The organism is Massilia sp. TS11 (assembly GCF_022012445.1).
In the GTDB taxonomy this organism is placed as follows: Bacteria; Pseudomonadota; Gammaproteobacteria; order Burkholderiales; family Burkholderiaceae_D; genus Telluria.
Genome location: NZ_JAKLTS010000001.1, coordinates 50,414 through 76,110, shown reverse-complemented (window position 1 = coordinate 76,110; position 25,697 = coordinate 50,414). Strand labels below are relative to the sequence as shown.

The 25,697-nt window shown below is 63.9% G+C and carries 23 protein-coding genes and 1 tRNA gene; 20 read left to right on the top strand and 4 right to left on the bottom strand.

The genetic code is table 11. The features are described 5' to 3' along the window. A complete protein-coding gene (locus tag LZ005_RS00375) occupies positions 1-1,002 on the top strand; it encodes a response regulator (RefSeq protein ID WP_237803030.1) in 1,002 nt (333 codons plus the stop codon). Here LZ005_RS00375 and LZ005_RS00370 read toward each other — a convergent pair. Together LZ005_RS00370 and LZ005_RS00365 are read right to left on the bottom strand one after the other, a co-directional pair. Next, positions 965-3,469, bottom strand: a complete 2,505-nt coding sequence (locus LZ005_RS00370) for an ABC transporter permease (protein WP_237803027.1) — start codon at positions 3,467-3,469, stop codon at positions 965-967. The genes LZ005_RS00375 and LZ005_RS00370 overlap by 38 nt on opposite strands. Then, positions 3,469-4,476: an adenosine deaminase gene (locus LZ005_RS00365; protein ID WP_237803014.1), complete on the bottom strand. Its 1,008-nt coding sequence runs from the start codon at positions 4,474-4,476 to the stop codon at positions 3,469-3,471. Before LZ005_RS00365 ends, LZ005_RS00370 begins: the two co-directional genes overlap by 1 nt. A gap of 463 nt (positions 4,477-4,939) precedes the next feature. On the opposite strand from LZ005_RS00365, the gene LZ005_RS00360 reads away from it, so the two are divergent. The 15 genes from LZ005_RS00360 (at position 4,940) to LZ005_RS00290 (ending at position 21,911) form a co-directional block, all read left to right on the top strand. Next, positions 4,940-6,862 carry a PrkA family serine protein kinase gene (locus tag LZ005_RS00360; RefSeq protein ID WP_237803012.1) on the top strand — a complete coding sequence of 641 codons (1,923 nt, stop codon included), beginning with the start codon at positions 4,940-4,942 and terminating at the stop codon, positions 6,860-6,862. Positions 6,863-6,916: 54 nt separating this feature from the next. Next, entirely contained in the window at positions 6,917-8,188 is a 1,272-nt protein-coding gene (locus LZ005_RS00355) for a YeaH/YhbH family protein (RefSeq protein ID WP_237803005.1), read from the top strand. A gap of 5 nt (positions 8,189-8,193) precedes the next feature. Beyond that, positions 8,194-9,720, top strand: a complete 1,527-nt coding sequence (locus tag LZ005_RS00350; protein ID WP_237803003.1) for a SpoVR family protein — start codon at positions 8,194-8,196, stop codon at positions 9,718-9,720. A gap of 467 nt (positions 9,721-10,187) precedes the next feature. Beyond that, complete coding sequence (locus tag LZ005_RS00345) at positions 10,188-10,841, top strand: energy transducer TonB (RefSeq protein WP_237802997.1); 654 nt, start codon at positions 10,188-10,190, stop codon at positions 10,839-10,841. A gap of 99 nt (positions 10,842-10,940) precedes the next feature. Beyond that, positions 10,941-11,810, top strand: coding sequence for a MotA/TolQ/ExbB proton channel family protein (locus tag LZ005_RS00340; protein ID WP_237802994.1), 870 nt, complete (start codon positions 10,941-10,943; stop codon positions 11,808-11,810). 3 nt (positions 11,811-11,813) lie between these two features. Beyond that, positions 11,814-12,242, top strand: coding sequence for a biopolymer transporter ExbD (locus LZ005_RS00335; protein ID WP_237802986.1), 429 nt, complete (start codon positions 11,814-11,816; stop codon positions 12,240-12,242). Between the two features lie 62 nt (positions 12,243-12,304). Continuing rightward, positions 12,305-12,739 carry a biopolymer transporter ExbD gene (locus tag LZ005_RS00330; RefSeq protein ID WP_237802984.1) on the top strand — a complete coding sequence of 145 codons (435 nt, stop codon included), beginning with the start codon at positions 12,305-12,307 and terminating at the stop codon, positions 12,737-12,739. A gap of 70 nt (positions 12,740-12,809) precedes the next feature. Further along, positions 12,810-14,048 carry a hypothetical protein gene (locus tag LZ005_RS00325; RefSeq protein WP_237802982.1) on the top strand — a complete coding sequence of 413 codons (1,239 nt, stop codon included), beginning with the start codon at positions 12,810-12,812 and terminating at the stop codon, positions 14,046-14,048. Between the two features lie 244 nt (positions 14,049-14,292). Further along, positions 14,293-15,264, top strand: a complete 972-nt coding sequence (locus tag LZ005_RS00320; RefSeq protein WP_237802980.1) for a bifunctional riboflavin kinase/FAD synthetase — start codon at positions 14,293-14,295, stop codon at positions 15,262-15,264. A gap of 68 nt (positions 15,265-15,332) precedes the next feature. Further along, on the top strand, positions 15,333-18,185 hold the full coding sequence (gene ileS / locus LZ005_RS00315; RefSeq protein ID WP_237802978.1) for an isoleucine--tRNA ligase: 2,853 nt from the start codon (positions 15,333-15,335) through the stop codon (positions 18,183-18,185). Positions 18,186-18,194: 9 nt separating this feature from the next. Beyond that, positions 18,195-18,728, top strand: a complete 534-nt coding sequence (gene lspA, locus LZ005_RS00310; protein ID WP_237802970.1) for a signal peptidase II — start codon at positions 18,195-18,197, stop codon at positions 18,726-18,728. 14 nt (positions 18,729-18,742) lie between these two features. Next, positions 18,743-19,960: a bifunctional phosphopantothenoylcysteine decarboxylase/phosphopantothenate--cysteine ligase CoaBC gene (gene coaBC, locus LZ005_RS00305; protein WP_237804694.1), complete on the top strand. Its 1,218-nt coding sequence runs from the start codon at positions 18,743-18,745 to the stop codon at positions 19,958-19,960. Positions 19,961-19,963: 3 nt separating this feature from the next. After that, a complete protein-coding gene (gene dut / locus LZ005_RS00300) occupies positions 19,964-20,410 on the top strand; it encodes a dUTP diphosphatase (RefSeq protein WP_237802968.1) in 447 nt (148 codons plus the stop codon). A gap of 14 nt (positions 20,411-20,424) precedes the next feature. Beyond that, positions 20,425-21,510 carry a M48 family metallopeptidase gene (locus LZ005_RS00295; protein ID WP_237802966.1) on the top strand — a complete coding sequence of 362 codons (1,086 nt, stop codon included), beginning with the start codon at positions 20,425-20,427 and terminating at the stop codon, positions 21,508-21,510. Further along, on the top strand, positions 21,507-21,911 hold the full coding sequence (locus LZ005_RS00290; RefSeq protein ID WP_237802964.1) for a surface-adhesin E family protein: 405 nt from the start codon (positions 21,507-21,509) through the stop codon (positions 21,909-21,911). Before LZ005_RS00295 ends, LZ005_RS00290 begins: the two co-directional genes overlap by 4 nt. A 1-nt stretch (position 21,912) precedes the next feature. On the opposite strand, the gene LZ005_RS00285 is transcribed toward LZ005_RS00290, so the two are convergent. Beyond that, complete coding sequence (locus tag LZ005_RS00285) at positions 21,913-22,059, bottom strand: hypothetical protein (protein ID WP_237802963.1); 147 nt, start codon at positions 22,057-22,059, stop codon at positions 21,913-21,915. 21 nt (positions 22,060-22,080) lie between these two features. Between LZ005_RS00285 and LZ005_RS00280 the strand changes: the two genes are divergently transcribed. The 4 genes from LZ005_RS00280 (at position 22,081) to LZ005_RS00265 (ending at position 25,513) form a co-directional block, all read left to right on the top strand. Beyond that, on the top strand, positions 22,081-23,091 hold the full coding sequence (locus LZ005_RS00280; protein WP_237802960.1) for an XdhC family protein: 1,011 nt from the start codon (positions 22,081-22,083) through the stop codon (positions 23,089-23,091). Between the two features lie 76 nt (positions 23,092-23,167). Beyond that, the gene (locus LZ005_RS00275; protein ID WP_237802958.1) at positions 23,168-24,058 is read left to right on the top strand and encodes a DMT family transporter; all 891 of its coding nucleotides are present in this window, start codon (positions 23,168-23,170) and stop codon (positions 24,056-24,058) included. Then, positions 24,055-24,936, top strand: coding sequence for a DNA-3-methyladenine glycosylase 2 (locus LZ005_RS00270; RefSeq protein ID WP_237802956.1), 882 nt, complete (start codon positions 24,055-24,057; stop codon positions 24,934-24,936). The genes LZ005_RS00275 and LZ005_RS00270 overlap by 4 nt, the downstream gene beginning before the upstream one ends. Positions 24,937-25,018: 82 nt before the next feature. After that, positions 25,019-25,513 carry a GNAT family N-acetyltransferase gene (locus LZ005_RS00265; protein ID WP_237802949.1) on the top strand — a complete coding sequence of 165 codons (495 nt, stop codon included), beginning with the start codon at positions 25,019-25,021 and terminating at the stop codon, positions 25,511-25,513. 47 nt (positions 25,514-25,560) lie between these two features. Here the strand turns inward: LZ005_RS00265 and LZ005_RS00260 are convergent. Beyond that, positions 25,561-25,636 (bottom strand) — tRNA-Met (locus LZ005_RS00260). Positions 25,637-25,697: the final 61 nt, after the last annotated feature.

Sequence of the window (25,697 nt, the reverse complement as noted above, 5' to 3'; positions counted from 1 at the left end):
ATGCAGCCCCTTGCCCTTAGCCTGCATCCGAGTACCACCGTGCTGGTAGACGACAGCGAAAGCTTCCTGCGCAGCCTGGCCTTTCAGTTCGGCCCCGAACGGGCCACGCTCGGCTTCACCGACGCGCGCGCCGCCATCGACTGGCTGCGCAGCCACAGCCCGCCGCGCGTGCCCGGCCTGGCCGCGCATTTCGACAGCGGCCAGTGCACAGTCTCGTGCGACGTCGGCGCCATCCACCACGCGGCCTTTGACGGCGCGCGCTTTCATACGCCTTCGGTGCTGGTGGTCGACTACTCGATGCCGCAGATGAACGGGCTGGAATTTTGCGAAGCGATTCAGGACCTGCCCTGCAAGAAGATCCTGTTCACCGGCGCGGCCGATGAGAAGATCGCCATCGACGCCTTCCACCGCGGCCTGATCGACCGCTACTTCCGCAAGGGCGACCGCGACGCGCTGGCCACGCTCGAATCGGACATCGCCCGCCTCGAGCAGCGCTTTTTCCTCGACCAGGGTAAGGTGCTGCGCGAACTGCTGTCGGTGCAGTTCCTCAGCTTCGTCAATAGCGCCAATGTGGTGGCTCTGGTCGACGATCTGCGCGCGCGCCACGGCTTCGTCGAGCACTATGTCTATCCCGATCCGGCCGGCGTGCTGCTCCTGGAAGCCAATGGCGACGCCTCGCTGCTGGTGCTGCAGACCGAGGAAGGCATGCAGGCGCATTACGAAATGGCCTGCGACACCGATGCCCCGCCAGCGCTGGTGAGCGCCCTGCGCGACCGCGTGGTGGTGCCCTATTTTTACGACGGCGACGGCATGTACAGCCGCGCCAACGCGAGCGACTGGTACCGCTACGTGCAGCCGGCGCGCGTGCTGAGCGGGCGCCAGACCTGGTACTGGGCCCTGTTCAAACTACCGGCGCGCGTACTCGCGCAGCCGGTGCTGTCCTGGCGCGCCCACCAGAGCGGGCTCACGCCTCACGCAGCGTTTGCAGCGGCGGCTGTGTAAGCACGCGGCGCAGACCGAACCAGCCGCCGACCGCCGCGCACAGCGCACCCGCACCGAGACCGGCCAGCCAGACCAGCGGCGAAAAACTCCAGGCGAACTTGAACTGGTAGGTCGCCAGCGCCCAGCCCATGACGGCTGCGCCGCTGGCGGCCAGCGCCCCGGCCAGCGCCCCCACCAGCAGGAATTCGATCCACTGCGCCTGCGCCAGCAGACGCCGCGTGGCGCCCAGCGCGCGCAGCAGCGCCGCCTCGCGCATCCGTTCTTCCTGCGATCCCATCAAGGCCGCATACAGCACCAGCAGGCCGGAAGCCAGGGTAAAGGCGAACAGGAATTCCACCGCCGCGATCACCTGATCGAGCACGTCCTGCAACTGCTTGACGATGGCGCTGACGTCGAACACCGTCAGATTCGGATAGTCGCGCGTGAGCGCGGCCACGCCCTGGCCAGCGGCCGGCGCCAGATGGAAGGCCGTCATGAAGGTCTGCGCCGTGTTGGCCATCGCCGCCGGGTTGATGATGACGAAGAAGTTTGCCCGCATCGAACCCCATTCGAGCTTCCGCAGACTGGTGACCTTCACGTCGACGATCTGCCCGCCGATGTTCCAGCGCAGCGCGTCGCCGATGCGGATGCCGAGCGTGCGCGCAATGCCCTGCTCCACCGAGGCTTCGGCCACGCCCGGACCGTCGACATACCAGCGCCCCGCCACGATCTGGTTGGTGCTCTGCATGTCCTTCATCGTCGACAGATTGAATTCGCGGTCGGCCATGCGGCGCGCATCCTCGCTGGCATAGGTGGTGGCGGTGATCGGCTTGTCGTTGATGGCCAGCAGACGGCCGCGGATCATCGGATACAGGGTCGCCTCGGGTACACCCAGCGTGCGCAGGCGCGCCTGCAGGGACGCGGTCTGGTCGGGCTGGATATTGATGATGAAGCGGTTCGGCGCGTCCGGCGGGGTCGAGGCGCGCCAGGCGCTGATCAGGTCCGAACGCACCACGGTCAACAGCAGCAGGGCCATCAGGCCGAGCGCGAGCGAGACCACCTGCAGCACCGTGGCGCCGGGACGCCGCTGCAGCCCGTTCAGGGCGAAGCGCCAGCCCTGGTGGGTGAGGCTGCCGCGCAGCGCGCGCAGCAGACGCAGGCCGAGCCAGGCCACCAGCGCAAACAGGGCCAGCGCGGCCACGAAGCCAACGCCCGTGTACAGCGCGATTTGCGGGTCGCCCGACTGCCACCACAGCAGCGCGCCAAACGCAGCCAGGCCCAGGCCATAGGTCAGCACGGCGGCCGGCTGCGGCGGCACGGCTTCGCGCCGGATCACGCGGTTATGCGGCACATTACGCAATTGCAGAATCGGCGGCAGCGCGAAGCCAAGCAGCAGCAGCAGGCCCGTGGCCACGCCCTGCACGGCGGGCAGCCAGCCAGCCGGCGGCAGACCGCTGTCCACCACCAGGCTGCCCACCAGTTCGATCAGCACATAATGCGCGCCGAAGCCGAGGGCCACGCCAAGCAGGCTGCCGGCCAGGCCGACCAGCAGAAATTCGATCAGGTACATGAGGCTGACCTGGTTCTGGGTCAGGCCCAGGCAGCGCAGCATGGCGCAGGCGTCCAGATGGCGCAGCATGAAGCGGCGCGCGGCCATCGCCACGGCCACCGCCGCCAGCATGGCCGACAGCAGGCCGACCAGGGACAGGAAGCGGTTCGCGCGTTCCAGCGTGGCGCGCATCTCGGGACGGCCGTTTTCAAGCGATTCGACCCGCACGCCCTTCAGATTGCGCTGGCTGATTTCGGCGCGCACCCAGCGTTCGAAGCCGGCCACGGCGCCCATATCCGGCCCGGCCACCTGCAGAAAGTAGCCGAGGCGCGCGCCGTTGCCGCTCAGGCCCGTGGCCTCCAGATCATCGAGCGCGAGCATCACGCGCGGCGCCAGATTCACGAAGGATGAGCCCTTGTCCGGTTCGAGCGCGATCAGGCGCGCGATGCGGAAGCTGCGTTCGCCCAGGCGCAGGGTGGCGCCCAGATCGGTATGCAGGGTGGTCAGCAGATTCGCATCGACCCATACCGTGCCCGGCGCCGGCACCTCGCGCGTCGGCTGGCCATCCAGATCGCCGCTGCGCGCGCTCACACGCAGGTTGCCGCGCAGCGGATAGCCGCTACTCACGGCTTTCACCGCCGCCAGCGTGACCTGATCGTTCTGCTGCGCCATGCTGGGGAAGATCACGGTCTCGGCCAGCTGCAGGCCGCGCCGGCGCGCTTCGTCGCGCCAGCTCTGGGCAATCGGCAGGTCGGCGCCGATCACCAAGTCCGCGCCCAGCAGCTGGTGGGCATCGCGTTCGAGTCCATTGCGCAGACGGTCGACAAAGAAGTTCACGGCCGACAGCGCGGCCACGGCCACGATCAGGGCCAGCACGAGGAAACGGAGTTCGCCGGCGCGCCAGTCGCGCCAGCTCATACGCAGGGCTTGGGCAAACATCAGATCTGAGCGAAGTAAGTGTCGACCTCGGCGAGGAAGGCCTGTTTGGCCGCGGGCGGCAGGAAGGCGGCCTGGAAGCTGTTGCGCGCCAGGCGCTGCGCATGCGCGAGGCCAAGCGGCAAGGCGTCGAAGGCGGCCTCGAAATTGGCGTTCATGTAGCCGCCGAAGTAGGCCGGGTCGTCCGAGTTGATGGTCGCGGCCAGACCGGCATCGAGCAGCTGCACGAGATTGTGCGCGCCCATCTCGGGGAACACGCATAGCTTCACATTCGACAGCGGGCACACGGTCAGCGCAATGCCGGCCTGCGCCACGCGCGCCGTCAGCGCGGCATCTTCAAGGATGCGCACGCCGTGGTCGATGCGCTCGACCTGCAGCACGTCGAGCGCGGACGCGATGTAGGCCGGCGGCCCCTCCTCGCCCGCGTGCGCCACCACATGCAGGCCGAGCGCGCGGCACTGGGCGAACACGCGCGCGAACTTCTCGGGCGGGTGGCCGACTTCGGAGGAATCGAGTCCGACGCCGATGATCTTGTCGCGATGCGGCAGCGCCTGTTCGAGCGTGGCCAGCGCCGACTCTTCGGGCAGATGACGCAGGAAGCACATGATCAGACTGGCGCTGATCGGCCCTTCCTGGCAGGCGCGGTGGATGCCGTTGATGACGGTGGCAAACGGCACGCCGCGCTCGGTGTGGGTTTGCGGATCGAAGAAAATCTCCGCATGGCGCACCTGGTCGGCCGCCGCGCGCTGCAGATAGGCCATGGTCATGTCGTAGAAATCCTGCTCGTGCAGCAGCACGCTGGCGCCGGCGTAGTAAATGTCGAGGAAGGATTGCAGGTCCGTGAAGGCATAGGCCGCGCGCAGGGCCTCGACCGTCGGATAGCTGAGCTTGACGCCATTGCGCTGGGCCAGCGCGAAGATCAGTTCAGGCTCGAGCGAACCCTCGATGTGGATATGCAATTCGGCCTTCGGCATCGCGCGCACGATCTGGCGCAAGCTCTCATTCATCATGCTGACTCCTTGGTTGATCCGGCGAGTCTAACAGCCTTCATGCCAGGACGAAAACATGTGCATGCGGTGCGCCACGCCGACTCAACTTCAGGCAGACTTTTTGTCTTGTCCGGGCACCATTCGCGCACGCAAAAATCAGCACAATACAACACGCCGGAATCCGTGTTTTCGCAGGCGAAATCAATGGCTTAGTTCAGTAACATTTCATCACAAGCTAAATTGTTTACTTCCAGAACCAAGAGGCACATAATGAATTCACAGGGCTTGCGCTCTCCGCCAAAAACACCAGTTTGATCTGGGACAAACAACGACTAACGTGACAGGATTTTTGTTTCACAAACCGTGAAACTAAAGCGCCTGGAAACGCCACAAGAAAAAGAAGGAGTACGACCACACCAGGGGACTGGGCCGCCAGACTTTTTTCGCGGCCATACACAGTGACTCGTTTAGAAAAGGACAGACCATGACCATCTTCGACAACTACGCAGCGCGTTATGAGCGTCATCGCGAAGAGGAGTACTCCCTGTCGGAGTACCTTGCCTTGTGCAAGAAAGACCCTTTGACCTATGCCTCCGCGCCTGAACGTATGCTTGCCGCCATCGGCGAACCGACTCTGGTCGATACCCGTACCGACACCCGCCTGTCCCGCATTTTTTCCAACAAAGTCATCAAGCTCTACCCCGCCTTCCGCGATTTCTATGGCTGCGAGGAGGTCATCGAACAGGTCGTTTCCTACTTCCGCCATGCGGCCCAGGGCCTCGAAGAACGCAAGCAGATTCTGTATCTGCTCGGCCCTGTGGGCGGCGGCAAATCCTCGATCGCGGAGAAACTCAAATCCCTGATGGAGGAAGTGCCCTTCTTCTGCCTCAAGGGCTCGCCCGTGAACGAATCGCCGCTCGGCCTGTTCAATGAGGACGAGGACGGCAAGATTCTCGAAGAAGACTACGGCATTCCGCGCCGCTATCTGCGCAGCATTCCCAGCCCCTGGGCCGTCAAGCGCCTGCAGGAATACGGCGGCGACATCACCAAATTCCGCGTCGTCAAACGCTATCCCTCGGTGCTGCGCCAGATCGCCATTTCGAAAACGGAACCGGGCGATGAAAACAACCAGGACATTTCCTCCCTGGTCGGCAAGGTCGATATCCGCAAACTCGAAGACTATGCCCAGGACGATCCGGACGCCTACAGCTATTCGGGCGGCCTGTGCCTGGCCAATCAGGGCCTGATGGAATTCGTCGAAATGTTCAAGGCGCCGATCAAGGTGCTGCACCCGCTGCTGACGGCCACCCAGGAAGGCAATTACAAGGGGACCGAGGGCTTTGGTGCGATTCCCTTCGAGGGCATCATTCTGGCCCACTCGAACGAATCGGAATGGAAGACCTTCCGCAACAACCGCAATAACGAGGCCTTCCTCGACCGCATCTACATCGTCAAGGTGCCCTACTGCCTGCGCGTCAATGACGAAATCCGCATCTACGACAAGCTGCTGCGCAATTCCTCGCTGTCCAAGGCGCCATGCGCGCCGGGCACCTTGAAGATGATGGCGCAATTCGCCGTGCTCTCGCGCCTGAAGGAGCCCGAGAATTCGAGCATCTTCAGCAAGATGCTGGTCTACGATGGCGAAAACCTCAAGGACACCGATCCCAAGGCCAAGTCGATCCACGAATACCAGGATTACGCCGGCGTCGATGAAGGCATGGCCGGCCTGTCGACCCGGTTTGCCTTCAAGATCCTGTCCAAGGTCTTCAACTTCGATAACACCGAAGTGGCGGCCAATCCAGTCCATCTGCTGTACGTGCTCGAACAGCAGGTCGAACGCGAGCAATTCCCGCCCGAGACCGAACAGAAGTACATCTCCTATATCAAGGAGCACCTCGCGCAGCGTTATGTCGATTTCATCGGCAAGGAAATTCAGACCGCCTATCTGGAAAGCTATTCCGAATACGGCCAGAACATCTTCGACCGCTATGTGACCTTCGCCGATTTCTGGATCCAGGATCAGGAATTCCGCGATCCCGATACCGGCGAATCCTTCGACCGCGAAGCCCTCAATGCCGAGCTCGAAAAAATCGAGAAGCCGGCCGGGATCTCGAATCCCAAGGACTTCCGCAACGAGATCGTCAATTTCGCTTTGCGTGCACGGGCCACGAATGGCGGCAAGAACCCGTCCTGGACCAGCTATGAAAAATTCCGCACGGTGATCGAGAAGAAGATGTTCTCGAATACCGAGGAATTGCTGCCGGTGATTTCGTTCAATGCCAAGGCCAGCTCCGAAGAAGCGACCAAGCACGCCGACTTTGTGGCGCGCATGGTGGAAAAGGGATACACGGCCAAGCAGGTGCGCCTGCTGTGCGAGTGGTACCTGCGCGTGCGCAAGTCCTCCTAAGCCGTGACGCGGGGCCGCGTGCCCCGCCTTCCCCTGTTTTGTATGGGAGGCGCAGTGACCTACCTTATCGACCGGCGCTTGCAGGGCAAGAACAAGTCGGCCATCAACCGCGAACGGTTCTTGCGGCGCTATAAGAACCAGATCAAAGACGCGGTCGGGCGCGCCATCAAGGGACGTTCGATCACCGATATCGAGAACGGCGAAAAGGTCTCGATCCCGGTGAAGGACGTGAATGAGCCGCGCTTTGGCCACGCGCGCGGCGGCGTCTGGGAAGTGGTCAGCCCGGGCAATACCGAATACCAGAAGGGTGACCAGATTCCGCGACCGAAAGGCGGCGGCGGCGGTTCCGGCCGCGGGCGCGCCGGCAATAGCGAGGAAACCAGCGAGGACGATTTCATCTTCGAGCTCTCGCGCGAGGAATTCATGAATTACTTCTTCGAAGACCTCGAATTGCCGAATATGGTCAAAACCCAGCTGACCGCCACTACCGATCTGAAAAGCCAGCGTGCCGGCTACAACATCTCGGGCACGCCCTCGAATATCCACGTGCTGCGCTCGCTGCGCGGCGCGCTCGGCCGCCGCATCGCCGTCGGCGGCCGGCCGCGCAAGGCCCTGGCCGAGGCCGAGCAGGCCCTGCTCGATCTGCTCGACGAGCAGGTCGAGGAAACAGACGAGCGCGTGCAAAGCCTGCGCCAGCAGATCCACCATCTGCGCATGCGCCTGCACGCGATTCCCTTCATCGATCCGTTCGACCTGCGCTACAGCAACCGCATCAAGGTGCCCAAGCCCATGACCCAGGCCGTGATGTTTTGCATCATGGACGTCTCGGGCTCGATGGATGAGAGCCGCAAGGACACGGCCAAGCGCTTCTTCATCCTGCTCTATCTGTTCCTGAAACGCGTGTACGACAAGATCGAGGTGGTCTTCATCCGCCACCACACGGCCGCGCAGGAAGTCACCGAAGACGAGTTCTTCCATTCGCGCGAATCGGGCGGCACGGTCGTGTCCTCGGCCCTGCATCTGCTGGCCAAGATCATGGACGAGCGCTTCGGCCAGGGCGACTGGAACAGCTATGTGGCCCAGGCCTCGGATGGCGACAACTGGGACAATGACTCGGTGCTGTGCCGCCAGATCCTGAGCAATCAGATCATGCCAAAGGTCCAGTACTACACCTATGTCGAAATCACCGACGGCCCGCCGCAGAACCTGTGGGAGCAGTACAGCGAAGTGCAGGAGCAATTCGCCAACTTTGCGATGCAGAAGATCGTGACACCGGCCGACATCTATCCGGTGTTTCGCGAACTGTTCAAAAAACAGCCGAAATAAGCGCCATGCCCCGAGACCCTGCCAATCCGCGCGCCCTGCCCGAACAGTCGGAATGGACTTTCGACCTGATCGAGCAGGCGCATGAAGAAATCCGCCGCGTGGCCAAGGCCTTCCGCCTGGACACCTATCCCAATCAGCTCGAGATCATCACGGCCGAACAGATGATGGACGCCTATGCCTCGGTCGGCATGCCGGTGTCGTATCACCACTGGTCGTTTGGCAAGCACTTTCTCAGCACCGAGAAAAGCTATAAACGCGGTCAGATGGGCCTGGCCTACGAGATCGTGATCAACTCCAATCCCTGCATCGCCTATCTGATGGAAGAGAACAGCCTGGCGATGCAGGCCCTGGTGATCGCCCATGCTGCTTATGGGCACAACTCCTTCTTCAAAGGCAATTACCTGTTCCGCACCTGGACGGATGCGGAAGCCATTGTCGACTACATGGTCTTTGCCAAGAACTACATCGCCGAATGCGAACAGCGCTATGGGATCGACGCCGTCGAGGAACTGCTCGACTCCTGCCATGCGCTGCAGAACCTCGGGGTGGACCGCTACAAGCGCCCGGCCCGGCTCTCGCTGCAGCAGGAACGCGCGCGCCTGAAGGAACGCGAGGAATACCTGCAATCGCAAGTCAATGAATTGTGGCGCACGATTCCGCGCCGCGAAGAAGCGATCAGCCCGCTGGAGGTCAAACGCTTCCCGCCCGAGCCTGAAGAAAATGTTCTTTACTTCATAGAAAAGTATGCGCCCCTGCTCGAGCCCTGGCAGCGCGAGGTGATCCGCATTTCGCGCAAGATCTCGCAGTACTTCTATCCGCAGCGCCAGACCCAGGTGATGAATGAAGGCTGGGCCACGTTCTGGCACTACACGATTTTGCAGCAGCTCTATGCAGAAGGCATCGTCGGCGACGGCTTCATGCTGGAATTCCTGCAAAGTCACACCAATGTCATCTATCAGCCGCCCGTCAACAGCCCCTATTACAACGGCATCAATCCGTATGCGCTCGGGTTCGCGATGATGAGCGACATCCGCCGCATCTGCGAACAGCCGACGCCCGAAGACCGCGCCTGGTTCCCCGACCTGGCCGGCAAGGACTGGCTGACGGCGCTCGACTTCGCGATGCGCAACTATAAGGATGAGAGCTTCATCGCCCAGTTCCTGTCGCCCAAACTGATCCGCGAATTCCACTTCTTCTCGGTGCTCGACGACGACCGCAGCGACAAGCTGACGGTCTCAGCCATCCACGACGAGGCCGGCTACCGCTATGTGCGCCAGCAGCTGGCCGACCAGTACAACCTCGGCAACCGCGAGCCGAATATCCAGGTGTGGTCGGTCAACCGCAACGACGACCGCGCGCTCTGCTTGCGGCACACCCAGTTCCAGCGCCGGCCGCTCAATCAGCAGGCCAATGAAGTGCTCAAGCACGTCGCCCGGCTGTGGGGCTTTGATGTCCGCTTGGAAACCGTTGATCCCTCAGGGAATGTCGTCAGCTGCATCGAATGTAAACGTGAAAAACGCAATCGCGCGTAAATTATTTCACATACATATCGAAGTTCTAATACCTGATATCTGCTATGCTTATAGCCCGCACACGGTGCCCTGCCCAGGCGCCGTCTTTCTTGCGTCCAATCGGCCCCGGCCGGCTTGACGCATACGGAAGATGAAGTGGATATCGATTCTGCGAATGTGCACAATCAAATTTTGCGATAACATAAGTGGCTCGAATTAAATTATTCGGATCAGCGTGAACGGCGCAATTTTGGCGACCTGCCAAAAATTTGCTTCAGAAGCGTGATTTTTTTGCTTGTTTTTTTGATTACAGGAATCGCCAGAAAGCCTTGTGTTATAGGGCAATCACGGGATTTTTGATGTCAAAAATGGCTGTGAAAAAAAGAATTCGTAGGTATAATTCGCCGATGTCCCTGATGCGGCCAGTTTTTTTGTCGTGTTTGTGGGGTGACTAGCAACACAGAGAGTAGGTACTGGAGAGAGCACGCATGGATTTTACGCATGACAAAGCCCCGAAGAAGAATATGACGGGCATTACCATCGTCATCATCTTCCACATTATCGTGGGCTACGGCATTGTCAGCGGTCTTGGCAAACGCATGGTGGCCAAGCTAAAGGAAGAGGTCGAGACGAAGATCATCGAGGAGGTGAAACCGCCGCCGCCGAAGGAAGTGCCGCCGCCGCCGCCGCCGCCGGAAACCAAGGCGCCGCCTCCGCCCTTCATCCCGCCGGTTGAAGTCCAGGTCGCCAACCCGCCGCCGGTGCAGAACACCATCTCGCAGACGACGAGCCAGCGCCCGGCCACGACGGAAATCCAGAAATCGCTGCCGCAGCCGACCCCGGCCCCGAAATCGACCGCCCCGGTGCATATCCCGGCCGTCGTCGACTTCAGCACCTGCGCCAAGCCGGAATGGCCGAAGTCCTCGCTGCGGAATGAAGAAACGGGTACCGTGACGCTGAAGTTCCTGATCGGTGTCGACGGTCGCGTGGTGGAAGCCCAAATCGTGAAATCCTCGGGTTTCCGCGATCTGGATAAAGCCGCTGTCGTAGGTATTTCGAAGTGCAAGTTCAAACCTGGCACGACGGATGGTAAGGCAGAGCAGTCCTGGAGTCAGATGCAGTACGTCTGGACGCTGGAATAAAATCGAGGCGGTGCGATCCACCGCTTCCTTTTGGTAGTGAATTCGTTGTCTATCTCCTGTAGTTCAGCGAACTGATTCTTTAAATTTTTTGGAGGAAGCATGTTTAAGAATACCCGTTTGTCCGCTGTCCTGGCGGCTGTCCTGTTCTCGGTGTCGGCGGTCGCAGCGCTGGTGTCCAGCCCGGCCTTCGCCGAAGAGCCGGCCTCGGCTGCTGCCTCGGCTCCGGCGGCAAGCGCACCTGCTGACGCTCCTGCTGCAGCACCGGCCATGAAAGCCGAAGAAAAGCAAGAAGTGGAAAACCCGTACGGCATCGCCGCCGCCTGGAACTCGGGCCCGGTCGCCAAAGGCACCGTGATCATTCTGTCGATCATGTCGATCGGCTCCTGGTACATCATCGTCACCAAACTGATCGACCAGGCCAAGATCATGAAGCAGTCGAAAGAAACCCAGGCCAAGTTCTGGAAAGCCGCTTCGATCCAGGCTGGCACCGCCACCCTGTCGGCTGGCTCGCCGTTCCGCTTCATCGCTGAAACCGGCACCAAAGCCATCGCTCATCACGACGGCGCCCTGCTCGAACAGATCGATCTGTCGACCTGGGTGACGATGTCGATCCAGCGCGCTGTGGACAAAGTCCAGTCGCGCCTGCAAGACGGCCTGTCCTTCCTGGCCACCGTCGGTTCGACCGCACCGTTCATCGGTCTGTTCGGTACCGTGATCGGTATTTACGGCGCACTGACCAACATCGGTATGACCGGTAACGCCTCGATCGACAAAGTGGCCGGCCCGGTGGGTGAAGCCCTGATCATGACCGCCTTCGGTCTGCTGGTCGCTGTGCCGGCCGTGCTGGGTTACAACTGGCTGGTGCGTCGTAACAAGACCTGCATGGAAGACGTGCGTTCCTTCTCGGCTGACGTGCACTCGGTGCTGGTGTCCGGCGCCATGTCGACCGCTACTGGCAAAAAAGGCTAAATTATGTCGATGTCCGTCGGCTCCGAAAGCGGAGGTGAGGATCAGCTGAATTCAGAGATCAACACGACGCCCCTCGTGGACATCATGTTGGTTCTGCTGATCATCTTTCTGATTACCAGCCCGGTCGTCCTCAAGCTGCAAAAGATCAATCTGCCGCAAGAGGTCAACCAGGTGGTCAAGACCACGCCTGAAGACGTCAACATTGTTGTGAACAAAGATGGCGAATTCTGGTGGAACCAGAAGCGTCTTGCGGACACGAACGAACTGTTCGAGTTCCTCAAGAAGGAATCGGTGAAGGTTCCGCAACCCGTCGTGCACGTGCGCGGCGACCAGGACACGCGTTATGAGTTCATCGGTAAGGTGATCTACACGGCGCAGCGTGCTGGCATCCAGCGGGTTGGCTTCATCACGGAACCGCCTGATAAGGGTTAATCCTGTCAGTGCCGCGGGGGAGTCCCCTCCCCCGCATCCGTCAAAATTTCGAAGGATTTAGCATGAGTATGAGTGTGCCCCAGGGGGGCGGTGGCAGCGAGCCGGAACCGATGATGGAAATGAACATGACGCCGATGATCGACGTCCTGTTGGTTCTGATCATTCTGCTGATCATCACTATCCCGAAACAAAACCACTCGGTGAACCTGAACATGCCGGTTGGCACCCCGCCGCCGTCGACCGTTGAGCCGGTCGTGGTGACGATTGACGTGGACTTCGACGGTACGATTTCCTGGGACAACCAGGTGATCCCGAACCGTCAGGCGCTGGAAGCGAAGATGGCCCAAGTCGGCGCCATCACCGAGAAAGACCAGCCGGAAGTGCATGTCCGTCCGAACAAGCTGGTGCCGTACAAGGTGGTGGCAGGCGTGATGGCTTCGGCCCAGCGTCTGGGTGTCGCCAAGATCGGTATGATCGGTAACGAGCAGTTCCAGTAATCCGGTGTTCCGCATCCGAAATAGGCAGGCTATCCTGCCTATTTCGCATTTGAAAGAAAGAGTTTTTTCCATGAATAAAATTCGCCTCGCGCAACTGAGCTTCGCCCTCGCCGCCCTCGGCTTCACCGCCGCTGCCCCGATCGTGGGTCTGGGTTCTGTCGCCATCGCTGCCGAATCGGTGCGCCCGGAAATCGGCGGCCCGCTGACGGAAGCGCAAAAGCTGATGAAGGCCAACAAGCACAAGGAAGCCCTGGCCAAGCTGCGCGAACTCGATAGCGTTGGTGGTAAGACCCCGAACGAGGTCTACCTGATCGAGCGCACGCGCGCCGCCGCCGCTGCCGCTGCCGGCGACAACGAACAAGCTGCCAAGGCTTTCGAAGCCCTGCTCAGCTCGGGCAAGCTGTCGAAAGACGAAGCCTCCAAATTCAATGAAGGCCTGATCGGGATCTACACCCGCATGAAGGCCTACGACAAGGCCAATGCCGCCATTGCCAAGTCGAACGATCCGAAGATGCGTGTCTACCTGATCCAGAACCTGATCGCGATGGGCAAGACCGCGGAAGCCATGAAGGAAATCCAGCAGGACATCTCGGCCGATGAGAAAGCCGGCCGTACCCCGTCCAAGGACAATCTGACCCAGCTGGCCAACCTGCAGAACAAAACCGGCGACAAGGCTGGCTATGTGAAGACCATCGAGCGCCTGGCCTCGGCCTACCCGACCACCGAAGTCTGGACCGACCTGCTGCAGCGCGTGCAGGCCGACAAGAACTTCTCGAGCCGCCTGGCCGTGGACGTGTACCGTCTGAAATTCGCCAATGGCCTGCTGAAGAAGCCGTCGGAATACCTGGAAATGGGCCAGCTGGTGATCCAGTCGGGCGCCAACGCCGAAGCCGTCAAGGTGATCGACAAGGGCTTCAAATCCGGTCTGCTCGGCAGCGGTGCCGACGCCCAGCGTCACGAGCGTCTGAAGGCCCTGGCCGAGAAGAACGTGGCAGAAAACGCCAAGAACGTCGCCACCCTCCAGGCTTCGCTCGAGAAGCAGAAGGACAACGACGGCCTGGCGGCCCTCGGCTACCAGCTGGTCTGGGCCGGCAAGACCCAGGAAGGCCTGACGATGATGGAAAACGCCATCAAAGCGGGCGGCATGAAGTATCCGGACGAAGCCAAGCTGCACCTGGGCATCGCCTACAACGTCGCGGGCAAGAAAGCCCAGGCCATCTCGACCTGGAAATCGGTCGGTGGCAACGACGGTTCGGCCGCTCTGGCCCGTTACTGGGTGATGGCCGCCAACCGCGGCATCAGCGGCTAAACCGCCCTGCCCCCAGCCAACGCTGCCCGCGCAAGCCGGCAGCGTTTTTTTTCGGGGTCAGGTCCGGCAATCGGACATTTGAGAACTTTCGCCGCGCAGCGCTGTCATAGCGACGGCGTGACAGCCGCCGACGTGCAAAGTTCTCAAATGTCCGATTGCCGGACCTGACCCCGTTCCGTTACAGACCATGACCGCTGGGCGGATTGTCCGTATAATCAAGGTTTTACTGTCGCCACCGCTTTTGATGAAGGTTTTCCGCGGTCTTCCTAATGACCGGGCACGTGCTCCGTGCGCGCTTACGATCGGCAATTTCGACGGGGTCCACCGCGGCCACCAGGCATTGCTTGCCCGCGTGCGCGCGCAGGCCGAGGCCATGGGCGTCGAGGCCGCCGTGATGACCTTCGAACCGCACCCGCGCGAGTTCTTCGCCGAGAAAATCGGGGACCTGTCCAAGGCGCCCAGGCGCATCGCTACCCTGCGCGATAAACTCGGCTCGCTCGAGCGCGCCGGCATCGACCGCGTCGTCGTCGAACACTTCAATGCCCACTTCGCCAGCATGAGCCCGGACGCGTTCGTCGAGCGCGTGCTGGTCGCTGGTCTGCATGTGAAATGGCTGATGGTGGGCGCGGACTTCTGCTACGGCGCCCGGCGCGCCGGGAATATCGCCACGCTGGAAGCGGCCGGCGCGCGCCATGGCTTCGAGGTCGCCGTGCTCGACACGGTCATGCACGGCGCCCAGCGCATTTCGTCCTCGGCCGTGCGGGCCGCCCTGGGCGCCGGCGATTTTGTCGAGGCCAAGCATCTGCTCGGCCATGATTACTTCATCTCCGGCCATGTGCTGCATGGCCAGAAGCTGGGCCGCACGATCGGCTATCCGACCCTGAATGTGCGCGTCGTCCATCGGCCTGCGCTGGCGGGCATCTTCATCGTGCAGGTGCATGGCCTGGGGCCTGAACCGCTGCCGGCCGTGGCCAGCCTCGGTGTGCGTCCCACGGTCGAGAACGCCGGGCGCATGCTGCTTGAAGTGCATATCTTCGATTTCCATCAGCAGGTCTACGGGCGCCTGGTGCGCGTCGAATTCCTCGCCAAGATCCGCGATGAGGCCAAGTTCGCCGGTCTGGAGGCCCTGACCGCCGCCATCGACGAGGATGCGCGCACGGCGCGCGCCTGGTTCGCGCGCCGCAGCGGGGCCATGAATGCCACCGACCGAATTTAGGCGCGTGCGTCCGCACGCTGCTGTCTGCGCCTTTGCGCCTTCCCGAATTTCACAGAAACGAAACCAACATGTCTGACAAGAAAACCGAACAGAAGTACCCGGTGAATATGCCGGAAACGCCCTTCCCGATGCGCGGCGACCTCGCCAAGCGCGAGCCGAACTGGGTCAAGGACTGGCAGAACAAGAAGATCTATGAACGCGTGCGCAAGGCCGCTGCCGGCCGCCCGAAGTTCGTGCTGCACGACGGCCCGCCGTATGCCAATGGCGACATCCACCTGGGCCATGCCGTCAACAAGATCCTGAAGGACATCGTCATCAAGTCGAAGACCATGGATGGCTTCGACGCGCCCTACGTACCGGGCTGGGACTGCCACGGCATGCCGATCGAGATCCAGATCGAGAAACAGTTCGGCAAGAACCTGCCCACGGCCGAGGTGCTGACCAAGGCGCGCGCCTACGCGCATGAGCAGATCGCACGCCAGAAGAAGGACTTCATCCGCCTCGGCGTGCTCGGCGAGTGGGACAATCCCTACCTGACCATGGCCTTCGGGAACGAGGCGAATGAGCTGCGCGCACTCGGCAAGCTGCTCGAGAAGGGCTATGTCTACCGCGGCCTGAAGCCGGTCAACTGGTGCTTCGACTGCGGCTCGGCCCTGGCGGAAGCGGAAGTCGAATACCAGGACAAGCGCGACCCGGCCATCGACGTCGGCTTCGCCTTTGCCGAACACGCCAAGATCGCCGCCGCCTTCGGCCTGCCGGCCCTGCCCACCCAGGATGGCTTCGTCGTGATCTGGACCACCACGCCCTGGACCATCCCGTCCAACCAGGCCCTGAACGTGCATCCGGAAGTCGTGTACGCGCTGGTGCAGGTCGAGCGCGACGGCAAGCCGCTGCTGCTGATCCTCGCCCAGGACCTGGTCACCGCCTGCCTGGCGCGCTACAAGCTCGAAGGCACCACCATCGCCACCTGCCACGGCGCGGCCCTGGGCGGGATCGCCTTCAAGCACCCGCTGCACGCGCGCGACGCTTTCTACGACCGCCTGTCGCCGATGTACCTGGCCGACTATGTGACCACCGACTCCGGCACCGGCGTCGTGCACTCGGCTCCGGCCTATGGTCTGGACGACTTCCTGTCCTGTAAGGCGCACGGCCTGCAGGACAAGGACATCCTGACCCCGGTGCTGGGCGACGGCAAATTCGCCGCCACCCTGCCGCTGTTCGGCGGGCTGACGATCTGGGAAGCCTCGAAGCCGATCTGCGAAGCCCTGCGCGAAGCCGGCGCCCTGTTCGAACTGAAGATGTTCGACCACTCCTACATGCACTGCTGGCGCCACAAGACGCCGATCGTCTACCGCGCCACCAGCCAGTGGTTCGCCGGCATGGACCTGGCCCCGAAAGACGGCGGCCCGACCCTGCGCCAGACGGCCCTGAAGGCGATCGACGAGACGGCCTTCTACCCGTCCTGGGGCAAGGCGCGCCTGCACGGCATGATCGCCAACCGCCCCGACTGGACGCTGTCGCGTCAGCGCCAATGGGGCGTGCCGATGGCCTTCTTTGTGCACAAGGAAACCGGCGCCCTGCACCCGCGCACGCCGGAACTGCTGGAGCAGGTCGCCCAGCTGATCGAAAAGAGCGGCATCGATGCCTGGCACGCGCTCGACCCGCGCAGCCTGCTCGGCGACGACGCCGACGTCTATGAAAAGAACAAGGACACGCTCGACGTCTGGTTCGACTCCGGCACCACCCACGAGACGGTGCTGCGTCACTCGCATGCGGCGCAGTCGCAGTTCCCGGCCGACCTGTACCTGGAAGGCTCGGACCAGCACCGCGGCTGGTTCCATTCGTCGCTGCTGACGTCCTCGATGCTCAATGGGCGCGCGCCCTACAAGGCCCTGCTGACGCACGGCTTCACGGTCGACGGCGAAGGCCGCAAGATGTCCAAGTCGCTCGGTAACACGCTGGCGCCGCAGAAGATCTCGGATACCCTGGGCGCCGACATTCTGCGCCTGTGGATCGCCTCGACCGATTATTCGGGCGAGCTGTCGATCTCGGACGAGATCCTCAAGCGCGTGACCGAAGCCTATCGCCGCATCCGCAACACGCTGCGCTTCCTGATCGCGAATACCTCGGACTTCGACGCCGCGCGCGACGCCATCGCGGCCGACGACCTGTTCGAAGTGGACCGCTGGGCGCTGGCGAATATGGCGGCCCTGCAGGGCGAACTGCGCGGCTACTACGCGGCCTATGAATTCCACCCGGTGGTGGCGCGCCTGCAGACCTACTGCTCGGAAGACCTGGGCGGCTTCTATCTGGACCTGCTCAAGGACCGCCTGTACACGACGGCGCCGGGCTCGCGCGCGCGCCGCTCGGCCCAGACGGCCCTGTGGCACCTGACCCATGCCCTGCTGCGCCTGATGGCGCCGGTGCTGTCCTTCACGGCCGAAGAAGCCTGGGCGGTGTTCGGCAAGGAGCAGTATGCGGCCAGCGACGAAACCATCTTCACCCAGACCCACTGGCAGGTGCCGGGCGTGGCCGATGGCGCCGCCCTGCTGGCCAAGTACGCCCAGCTGCGCGAGGTGCGCGCGCTGGTGACCAAGCAGCTCGAAGACGTGCGCGGCACCGGTGCGATCGGCTCCTCGCTGCAGGCGGAACTGCACATCAAGGCCAGCGGCGCCAAGTACGCGCTGCTGGCGAGCCTGGGCGAGGACCTGAAGTTCATCTTCATCACCTCCAAGGCCACGGTGGAGCAGGTCGCCAGCGAGGCCGAGGAAGGCGTGACGGTGACGGCTTCGCCCGACGCCAAGTGCGAGCGCTGCTGGCACTATCGTCCGGACGTCGGCAGCCATGCCGAGCATCCGGGCCTGTGCGGCCGCTGCCACAGCAATCTGTTCGGCGCCGGCGAAGCGCGCCAGTTCGCATAAGGACCGTTCATGGCCCAGGCTAAGAAACCCGCAGGTAAGCCCTCCTTCAGCGCCGTGCCGGCCGGTCCGCGCGGCACGCTCGCCCCCTGGCTGGGCGTGATCGCCATCGTGATCCTGTGCGACCAGCTGTCGAAGATCGTCATCACCAAGCTGTTCCAGCTGTACGAAACGCGGGTGGTGACTTCCTTCTTCAATCTGGTTTTCGTGTACAACCCGGGCGCCGCCTTCAGCTTCCTGCACGACGCCGGCGGCTGGCAGCGCTACTTCTTCACGGCCCTGGGCATCGGCGCGGCCGCCTACATCATCTACCTGCTCAAGCGCCACGCCGGCCAGCGCATGTTCTGCTGGGCCCTGGCCCTGATCGCCGGTGGCGCCATCGGCAATGTGATCGACCGCCTCATCTACGGCAAGGTGGTGGACTTCCTCGACTTCCATCACGAGACCCTCGGCCACTTCCCGGCGTTTAATATCGCCGACACCGCGATCACGATTGGCGCTATCCTTTTCATCATCGATGAACTGCGGCGCGTGAACAAGCACTAGGAGGCCCCATGAGCATGGACCTGAAAGGCAAGCGTATCGTCCTCGGCCTGTCGGGCGGCGTGGCCTGCTACAAGGCGGCCGAACTGTGCCGCCTGCTGAGCAAGGAAGGCGCCAGCGTGCAGGTCGTGATGAGCGAGGCGGCCTGCCACTTCATCACCCCGGTGACGATGCAGGCCCTGTCCGGCCAGCCTGTCTACACCGACCAGTGGGACGGGCGCATCGCCAATAACATGGCCCATATCGACCTCACGCGCGAGGCCGACGCTGTGCTGATCGCGCCCTGCTCGGCCGACTTTATCCGCAAGCTGGCGCACGGCGCCTGCGACGATCTGCTGTCGACCCTGTGCGTGGCGCGCCCGGCGCGGGTGCCGCTGATGATCGCCCCGGCCATGAATGTGGAGATGTGGCAGAACCCGGCCACGCAGCGCAATGTGGCCACCGTGCGCGCCGACGGCGTGCACGTGTTCGGCCCCGGCGCCGGCGCCCAGGCCTGCGGCGAAACGGGTCTGGGCCGCATGCTGGAGCCGGCCGAACTGATGGAAGAACTGATCGCCGCCTTCCAGCCCAAGGTGCTCAAGGGGCGGCGCGTGCTGATCACGGCCGGCCCGACCTTCGAGGCGATCGACCCGGTGCGCGGCATCACCAATCTGTCCTCGGGCAAGATGGGCTATGCGGTGGCGCGCGCCGCGCGTGAAGCCGGCGCCGACGTGATCCTGGTGTCCGGCCCGACCACCCTGCCCACGCCGCACGGCGTGCAGCGCATCGACGTCAAGAGCGCACAGCAGATGTATGACGTGGTGATGGGCGCGATCGGCGGCCAGCATGTGTTCATCGGCGTGGCCGCCGTGGCCGACTGGCGCGTCGTCAACGCCAGCGACCACAAGGTGAAAAAGCAGGAAGGCGCCTCGCTCGACCTGAAGTTCGCCCAGAACCCGGATATCCTGGCCTCGGTGGCCTCCACCACCACGCTCTCGGGCTGGCCTTACTGCGTCGGCTTCGCGGCCGAATCGGAGAACCTGGTCGAATACGGGGCCAGCAAGCGCATCAAGAAAGGCATCCCTCTGCTGGTCGGGAATATCGGCCACCACACCTTCGGCTCGGACGACAATGAGATCGTACTGTTCGACGATACCGGCCACACGGTGCTGCCGCGCGCCGACAAACTGACCCTGGCGCGCCAGCTGATCTCCGAGATCGCCAAGCGCATCGAAATGAATTCGCTCCTGACCTGAACCATGCAAGTTGACCTGAAAATCCTCGACGCGCGCATGCGCGACTATCTGCCCGCCTACGCCACGCCCGGTTCGGCCGGCCTCGATCTGCGCGCCTGCCTCGACGCCCCGCTCGAGATCGCGCCCGGCCAGACGGTGCTGGTGCCGACCGGCCTGGCCGTGCATCTGGCCGATCCCGGCTATGCGGCCGTGATCCTGCCGCGCTCGGGCCTGGGCCACAAGCATGGTATTGTGCTCGGCAATCTCGTGGGCCTGATCGACTCCGACTACCAGGGCCAGCTCATGGTCTCGACCTGGAATCGCGGCCAGACGCCGTTCACGCTCCATCCCTTCGAGCGCCTGGCGCAGCTGGTGGTGGTGCCGGTGGTTCAAGTTCAGTTCAATCTGGTCGATGACTTCCCTGAGAGTGAACGCGGCGCCGGTGGCTTTGGCAGCACCGGCAAACACTGAACGAAAGGATCTCCATGACGCGCGTCCCCGGTGTAAGGCAAACGATCTTGTGTCTGGGCGTGGCCCTGCTGCTGCCCGCCTGCAGCCTGCTGAAACGCGCGCCCGCTCCGGCGCCTGCCGCCCCGGTCGAAGCCAGCAAGCCGGAGACGCCGCAGATGACGCCGAAAATGGCGGCCGACATCGAACTCCTGATCAAGGTCGCGCAGACGCGCGAACGTCTGTATCAGGTGGCGGCGCCGCTGTTGATCAATAACGCCGACCTGTGCAAGAGCTATAGCCGCAATCTGCTCGGCTTCACGGCGCAGAACAAATACTCGTATCCGGGTGATCTGGTCGACGCCGCCCAGCTGGGCCTGGGCATGGGCGACCGCCTGCAGGTGACCAGCGTGCTGGCCGGCTCCGGCGCCGCGCGCGCCGGTCTGCGCCGCGGCGACCAGCTGGTGGCGGCCGAGGGCCGTCCGCTGCCGACCGGGCCGAATGCCGAAAGCGTGGCCGGTGGCGTGCTCGGGCCGCTCGCGGCCAGCATGCCGGCCCTGCGCATGAGCATCGTGCGCAATGGCGACGCCCAGCAGATCCAGCTGCCCGTCACGCGCGCCTGCGCCTTCCGCGTGGAGCTCGGCAACGCCGACAATGCCAACACCTATATCGACGGCAACCGCATCCTGATCACGCGCGGCCTGATGCTGATGGCCGAAACCGAGGCCGAACTGGCCTTCCTGATCGCGCACGACATGGCCCACAATATCCTCGGCCATCCGGGCCTGCAGCGCACCACCAGCACCGCGGCCGGCATGATCGACAATCTGCAAAGCCTGCGCCCGGACACCTCGATGCTGATCGGGACCGGCGGCCTGCGCCCGATGCCCGAAAAATTCGACAGCGCGGCCGATGCCCTGGCCATCTACCTGCTGGCGCGCGCCGGCATCAAGCCCGATGGCATGGCGCGCTTCTTCAAGACCCTGGGCGAGAACTACCCGGAGTCGGTGATGAACGGTTATACCCACTTCCATCCGTGGACGGCGAGCCGTGCGCGCGCGCTCGACAGCGCGCTGGCTGAACTCAAGACCAAGCAGGCCGCCGCCAAACCTCTGCTGCCATGAGCCGACTGCGCACCGCCCTGCTTTGCCTGATGCCGCTGGCCGCCGCCGCCGCGGCCGATCCCTGGAAGCCGATCGGCCAGCTGGCCGACGGCACCGCCCATGTGAACGTGGAGACCGTGGCCAAGGCCGACCGCGGCCTCAAGGCCTGGACCCGGGTGCGCTATGCGACGGCGCGCATGAGCCCGGGCGGCAAGCCGTATCGGCTGGTGCTGGTGCAGCAGCAGTACGGGTGCGAGGAGCGCACCAGCACCCTGCTGATCCAGCAGTTCTACACGAACGACACCAGCGACGGGGCGCCGGTGGAAAACATCAAGTACGAGAAATTCGCGGCCGAAGACATCGCGCCGGACACACCGGCCGACAAGGCGCTGAAGCTGGTCTGCGCGACCCAGAAGAAGTGACTTAGCCGAAGTCCGGGAAGAAGGTCGCCATCACCCAGGTCAGCAGACCGAGGAAGAGCACGGTGCTGAGCAGCACCACCAGCAGGCGGCCGAACTTGGGCGCGCTGTCCGCGCGCGTGGGCGCGGCTTTTTTTGTATCATGCGTCATCCGGCCAGTATAAGCGAATTCATGGACAGTATCGATCTCGACGTTCTCAAAACCGCCGTCGCCTGGCTCGATGCGGGCCACCGCGCCGAGCTGGTCACCGTCGTCAAGACCTGGGGCTCGAGCCCGCGCCCGGTCGGCGCCATGCTGGCCATCCGCGATGACGGGCGCGTGGTCGGCTCGGTCTCGGGCGGCTGCGTCGAGGACGATCTGATCGCCCAGGTGCGCGAACGCGGCATCACGCGGCGCACGCCCGAAGTGCTCAGCTACGGCATCACGGCCGATCAGGCCCACCGCTTCGGTCTGCCCTGCGGCGGCACCATCACCCTGGCCATCGAACCGCTGCACACGGCCGAGGGCCTGCGCGCCCTGCTCGACGGCCTGGAAGGACGCGCGCTGCTGGCGCGTACGCTCGATCTGCGCAGCGGCGCCTCCAGCCTGGCGCCGGCCGCGCCGGGTGCTGTACTTGAGTGCAGCGCGACCCACCTGACCACCATCCACGGGCCGCGCTGGCGTCTGTATATCATCGGCGCCGGCCAGCTGTCGCGCTTTCTGGCCCAGGTGGCCAGCGCGATGGACTATGCGGTGACCGTGTGCGACCCGCGCGAAGAATACCGCGCCGGCTGGGACCTGCCCGGCGTGCCGCTCGTGCACGAGATGCCGGACGACCTGGTACTGCAGGCGCGCCTGGACGCGCGCAGCGCCGTCGTGGCCCTGACCCATGACCCCAAGCTCGACGACCTGGCCCTGATGGAGGCGCTCAAGTCGGACGCCTTCTATGTCGGCGCGATCGGCTCGCGCGCCAACAATGCCAAGCGGCGCGATCGCCTGCAGCTGTTCGACGTCAGCCCGGCCCAGCTGGCGCGCCTGCACGGGCCGATCGGCCTGTACATCGGCTCCAAGACCCCGGCCGAAATCGCCATCTCGATCCTGGCCGAGCTGACGGCCGTGAAGAACGGCGTGCCCGGCCATCTGCGTCTGGCCCATGCGGACGCCCTCGAGACGCCGGGCGGACCGGCCTGCGCGCTGGCCTGAATTTGAAAGCAAGAAGCGGCTGGCGCTGCCCCGCCCTTCGCGCGACGATAGCGCCCTCTTTGCCGACTGTCTTGCCATGACTACTGCCAACCTGCTCAAACTGTTTCTGCTGGCCGCCATCTGGGGCTCGTCCTTCCTGTTCCTGCGCATCGGCGCGCCCGTGCTGGGGCCCGCCGCGCTGATCACTTGCCGGGTCGCATTCGCGGCCGTGTTCCTTGCCCTGGTCAGCCAGGCGCTGCGCAAGCCGCTGCACTGGCGCAGCCACTGGCGGCACTACACGGTGCTGGGCTTCTTCAATTCGGCTCTGCCCTTCCTGCTGTTCGCCTTCGCCGCCAAGACCTTGTCGGCGGCCGTGATGTCGGTGCTGAACGCGACCGCGCCGATGTGGGCCGCCCTGATCGCCGCCGTCTGGCTGCGCACGCCGATCTCGGCGCGCGTGCTGTGCGGGCTGGTGCTGGGCACGCTCGGGGTGGCGCTGCTGGTCGGCTTCGACCATGTCAGCACCCAGCCCGGCGCGGCGCTGGCGATTGCGGCCGGCCTGCTGGCGGCCATCAACTACGGCATCGCCAGCCTGTATGCCAAACGCGCCAAGGCGGTCGAGCCGGTCGCCACCGCGCACGGCTCGATGTGGACGGCGACCCTGATGCTGCTGCCGACACTGGCGCTGGCGCCGATGCCGGGCACGCCCACGCCGGGCGTGATGGCGGCCGCGCTGGCGCTCGGGGTGCTGTGCAGCGGCGTGGCCTATCTGCTCTACTTCGGCCTGATCCGCGATGTCGGACCGACCTCGGCGCTGACGGTCACCTTCCTCAATCCGCTGTTCGGCATTCTGTGGGGCGCCCTGTTCCTCGGTGAGCAGATCGGCTGGCACACGGTGGCCGGCAGCGCCATCGTGCTGACCGGGACCGCCCTGGTCACCGGCTTCCGCCCGCGTCTGCCGTCGTTCGGCAGGGCGGCGCAGCCATGAGCGTGCTGCAGATCGCCCTGCCGGCCGACTACTGCGCCGACGACGCCCTCGCCTTCCACGCGCGCGACACCAGCGGCACGGCCGAACAGACGGGGCCGGACTGGATCCGCAAGGGCATGGTGCTGGCCGGCCAGGCCTGCGTGCTGGAACTGCAGCTGCACCCGGGCCAGGCCGAGGGCCGTCTGCATGGCAGCGGGCGTGTCAGTGCCGGCGCGCGCGCCCTGGCCGCCAGCGCAGCCGAGGCCATGCTGGGCCTGCGCATCGATCCCGCGCCGTTTCTGCGCGCGGTGCGGCGCGATCCGCTCATGGGTCCGCTGGCGCGGCGCCGCCCGGGCCTGCGGGTGATTCAGTCGGGCACGGTGTTCGAGGCCCTGAGCTGGGCCATCATCGGCCAGCAAATCAACCTGTCCTTCGCCATCAGCCTGCGCCGGACCCTGATCACCCTGGCCGGGCGCCAGCACGCCACGGGCCTGTTCTGCTATCCGGAACCGGCCGACGTGCTGCGCCTCGACGCCGACTTGCTCGGCCAGCACAAATTTTCGCGCGCCAAGGCCGAGACCCTGCTGCGCCTGGCCCGGCTGGCCGAGGACGGCACGCTCGACCTGCGCCCCACGGCCGACATCGACAAGCTGTGCGCGCAACTGCTGGCCGTGAAAGGCATCGGCCCCTGGACCGTGCAGTACGGCCTGCTGCGCGGCATCGGCCATCCGGACTGCTCGCTGCATGGCGACGTGGCCGTGCGCAGCGCCATCGCCCGCCTGCTGGGCCAGCCGGACAAACCGAGTCTGGCCGAGGCCGAAGCCTGGCTGGCGCGCTACGCCCCGCAGCGCACCCTGGCCGCCGCCCACCTGTGGGCAAGCCTGAAAGATGAGGTTTAAAATAGTTTACTTGTGTAAATACCAAAAATTGCTTAACAGTCAGTAAAATACATACACAACTTCCGAGACCCGATACGTTTTCATGCCCGACCACCCTGCCCAGGTCAGCATCGACCGCCTGCGCGCGGGCGATGTGGTCCATGTGTTCAACCTGATCCTGCAAGGCAGCGACAAGGGCCATTTCACGCCGCTCTACCTGGAACCGCGCTATGCGGCCGGTCTCGGCATGCAACTGTTTTGTCTGCTGACGGGGTGGTTGCGCCTGCCGGGCGGGGAATGGCTGCGCGGGCGCACCAGCGTGGTCCGCATCGACGGCCTGTTTGTCGGCTTTCTGATCCTGCTGCACCGCCCATCGCACGACGAGATCTACATGACGGCGGTCGACACCGCCCTGCATGGCTATGGCCTGGGGCGCCTGCTGATCCAGGACGTGCTGCACAAGCAGCCACCGGGCCGCCCGCTGCGCGCCGACTGCCTGCCGGCCTCGGCCTGCATGCAGCGCCTGCTGGCGGGCCTGGGTTTCGAACGCCAGGACGAGGATTTCCCCGGCGGCGTGCAGCGCTTCTGGCGCGTCTGAATGCAAACAGCCCCCGGGACCTTGCGGCGCCGGGGGCTGCGAAATTCTGGTTGCGGGGACAGGACTCGAACCTGTGACCTTCGGGTTATGAGCCCGACGAGCTGCCAACTGCTCCACCCCGCGTCTGAGAAAAACGATTATAGCGTGCTTTCACTTTTAAGGCAATGTCAATCCTTCCCGAATG